Source organism: Stenotrophomonas sp. SMYL20, from assembly GCF_036320045.1.
GTDB classification, from domain to species: domain Bacteria; phylum Pseudomonadota; class Gammaproteobacteria; order Xanthomonadales; family Xanthomonadaceae; genus Stenotrophomonas; species Stenotrophomonas maltophilia_A.
The window spans coordinates 148,288-151,037 of sequence record NZ_JAWIRT010000012.1; the positions used below are offsets into that span (position 1 = coordinate 148,288).

At 67.2% G+C, this 2,750-nt stretch carries 3 protein-coding genes; all 3 read right to left on the reverse strand.

The window, feature by feature from the left end; translation table 11 throughout:
* Nucleotides 1-69: 69 nt before the first annotated feature.
* The 3 genes from V3B48_RS11340 to V3B48_RS11350 all read right to left on the reverse strand — a co-directional run bounded on the left by V3B48_RS11340 (nt 70) and on the right by V3B48_RS11350 (nt 2,538).
* Complete coding sequence (locus V3B48_RS11340) at nt 70-960, reverse strand: alpha/beta fold hydrolase (RefSeq protein ID WP_329893760.1); 891 nt, start codon at nt 958-960, stop codon at nt 70-72.
* A 140-nt stretch (nt 961-1,100) separates the two neighbouring features.
* Nucleotides 1,101-2,117 (reverse strand): 3-oxoacyl-ACP synthase III, encoded by a 1,017-nt coding sequence (locus V3B48_RS11345; protein ID WP_107431623.1) that lies wholly within the window; start codon nt 2,115-2,117, stop codon nt 1,101-1,103.
* A 103-nt stretch (nt 2,118-2,220) separates the two neighbouring features.
* Nucleotides 2,221-2,538, reverse strand: coding sequence for a DUF4156 domain-containing protein (locus V3B48_RS11350; RefSeq protein WP_005407628.1), 318 nt, complete (start codon nt 2,536-2,538; stop codon nt 2,221-2,223).
* Between the last annotated feature and the right edge of the window lie 212 nt (nt 2,539-2,750).

Here is a 2,750-nt window from a genome sequence, read left to right on the forward strand (position 1 = left end):
GTCCCCCCCCCCCGGTCGCCCCCACCCCTGGGCCCGTGCGGGGGGGTGCCGCCGGTGGGGCGCCACACCTCAGATCGGGTTCTTGTCCAGGAACGCGCGGATTTCCGGCACCAGCACTTCGTGCTTGTCTTCCAGCACGTAATGCCCGGCATCCTCGAAGGCATGCACCTGGGCCTGCGGTAGCGCCGCCTGGAAGCCCTTCAGGAAGTGGTGGTCGAACACGAAGTCGCGCAGGCCCCAGCCGAGGAAGGCCGGGCGGTCCGCGAACGACGGCAGCGCTTTGCCGGCACGCTCCAGCAGCGACCAGGCCTTGTCGGCCGGCGACAGCGGGATGTCCTGCATGAAACGGATGGTGCTGATGCGGTTGGCGTAGTTGTTGTACGGCGACACGTAGGCGCGGCGCACATCGGCCGGCATCTTCCGCTCCACACCCAGCCACGAGGCACCGGACGAGAACGCGTTGAAGGTGCGGATGATCCACTCGCCGATCTTCCAGTGCCGGCCCAGCGCGATCTGCCACGGCATCTTCTTCGCTGCCGGCATCGGGAACGCGGCGGTGTTGAGCACCACCAGGCGCCTCACCTGGTCGTGGTGCGACAGCGCCCAGCCGAAGCCGATCATGCCGCCCCAGTCGTGCACGGCCAGGGTCACCGGACCGGTGATGCCCAGGTGCTTCAGCAGCGCATCAAGGTCGTCCACGCGCGACTGCAGCGTGTACTCGTAGCGGCTGTCATCGGGCTTGTCCGACAGGCCCATGCCGATGTGATCCGGCACGATGCAGCGGTACGTGTCCGACAGGCCGGCCACCAGCGTGCGCCAGTAATAGCTCCACGAAGGGTTGCCATGCACCATCACCACCACTTCGCCATCGCGCGGGCCTTCGTCGAGATAGTTCATCGACAGGCCGGGGCGGAGCTCGAAGCGCTGCGGGTGGGCGGGGTAACCGGGAAGATCGCGCATGCGGAGCACCTAAGGAGAGTCGCGGCGCAATGTAGAGCCGAGCCGATGCTCGGCTGCTCTCCGGTCCGCTGCGGAAGAGCCGCGCTGCGCGCGTGAGCCGAGCATGGCTCGGCTCTACAGGAGGTCGGGCAGCGGGCTGCTTACCAGACCACTTCAGCCATCGAGCAGTTCAGGCCCGAGCCAATGCCCAGAAGCGCGATGCGATCGCCCTTCTTCAGCTTGCCCAGCTGCTTGAGCTTGCTCAGCACGATCGGCACCGAGGCCGGGCCGATGTTGCCGTGCTCGCCGAAGATGGTCATGACCTTCTTCGGGTCGATGCCGAAGTTCTTGATGAACGCGGCGGTGTGCGGCTGGCTGACCTGGTGGATCACGAACTGGTCCAGTTCTTCCACAGCCCAGCCGAGTGCGATCTTGGCGGCGCTGAAGGTCTTCTGCGCCAGCTTGATGCCTTCGATCAGCAGCAGGCGGGTGTCGGTGACCATGCGGTCCAGGTTGCCCAGGCACAGCTGGTTCCACTCGGTGGCCGAGCGGGTCACGCCACCCTTGTAGCGCGGCGCATCCGGCACCAGTTCCGAGCGCGCCATCACCATCGCGGCGGCGCCCGAACCCGTGGTCAGGGCGGCCAGCTCGTTGCGGAAATCGTCGGCGGTGACGTCCGGGGCGGTCATGCGCTCCAGGGTCTTCTCGTACACCAGGTTGGCGGTCTCGCCATCCACCACCAGCGCGTAGTCGATGTCGCCGCGCTCGATCATGCGCGCCGCGATATCCATGCCGTTGATGAAGGCCAGGCAGGCATTGGCGACGTCGAAGGTCATGCACTCGTCGCTGACACCGAGGTTGCCCGACACGATGGAGGCCGTGGACGGCTCCAGGTAGTCGCGGCTGACCGAGGTGTTGACCAGCAGGCCAACCTGCGTTGCATCGATGCCCGCGTCTTCCAGCGCCTTGCGGCCGGCCATGGTGGCGGCATCGGACGCAAGCACGCCGTTGTCCCACAGGCGGCGGGCATGGATGCCGGCGATATCGCCGAGCACGTCGGTGCGGATACCGAGGCGATCCAACGTCGGCTGCAGCCGCTCGTTGATTTCCTTGGTCGTCAGCGTATGCGGCGCATCAACGTGTGCCAGGCCGGCGATCGAGACATTCTTGAAGAGCATCGAGGTTAGCGCCAAGGCTCAGGCAAAAGGGGGCGCTATTCTATAACCCCCGGGGCCTTCACCGCATCTTTACGAATTCAGGCTTGGCCGTATGGTGAAGCGTTCAGCGCGGCGGGCACTGGAAAGCGGCGAAGCGCTGACTGCCATCGGCCGGAGCCGCGGCGGCCTGCACGGCATTGGCACCGGCGCTCGGCGCCTCGTTGCGGGCCAGGGTTTCCAGCTCTTCCTGCACACGCAGCGGGTTGCGGTTGTAGAAGCCGACCTTGCTCTTCACGGTCACCACCACCTCGCCCTTGGCGATGCAGCCAGCGGGAACCGGGCCTGCCGGCAGCACGCGGGTCGCCTTGCCGGCCGGTTCGATCGGCACCCAGGTACAGGCGGTGACGGTGAGCAGCAGGGAGGAAAGCAGCAGAACGCGCATGGGCAGATCCTGGAAGGGTATGGGGGGATTCTGCCTGAACAGCCTGAATCGGGGGTAGCCGGTGGGTGGGTGGGGCCAGATCCCCCGCAGGGGAGCCTGACCCCGCCTTCGGGTCACGGAGTTGCCGGCCAGCGGCCGGCACTACCACGGCAAGGTTGCCGGCCCGCGGCCGGCACTACCGGAGGAGCCGGGCCGCCCCCGGGCGGGCCGGG

Coding starts and splice junctions, on each gene's coding strand:
- V3B48_RS11340 (WP_329893760.1), bottom strand. CDS start 960: ATGCGCGATCTTCCCGGTTACCCCGCCCACCCGCAGCGCTTCGAGCTC.
- V3B48_RS11345 (WP_107431623.1), bottom strand. CDS start 2,117: ATGCTCTTCAAGAATGTCTCGATCGCCGGCCTGGCACACGTTGATGCG.
- V3B48_RS11350 (WP_005407628.1), bottom strand. CDS start 2,538: ATGCGCGTTCTGCTGCTTTCCTCCCTGCTGCTCACCGTCACCGCCTGT.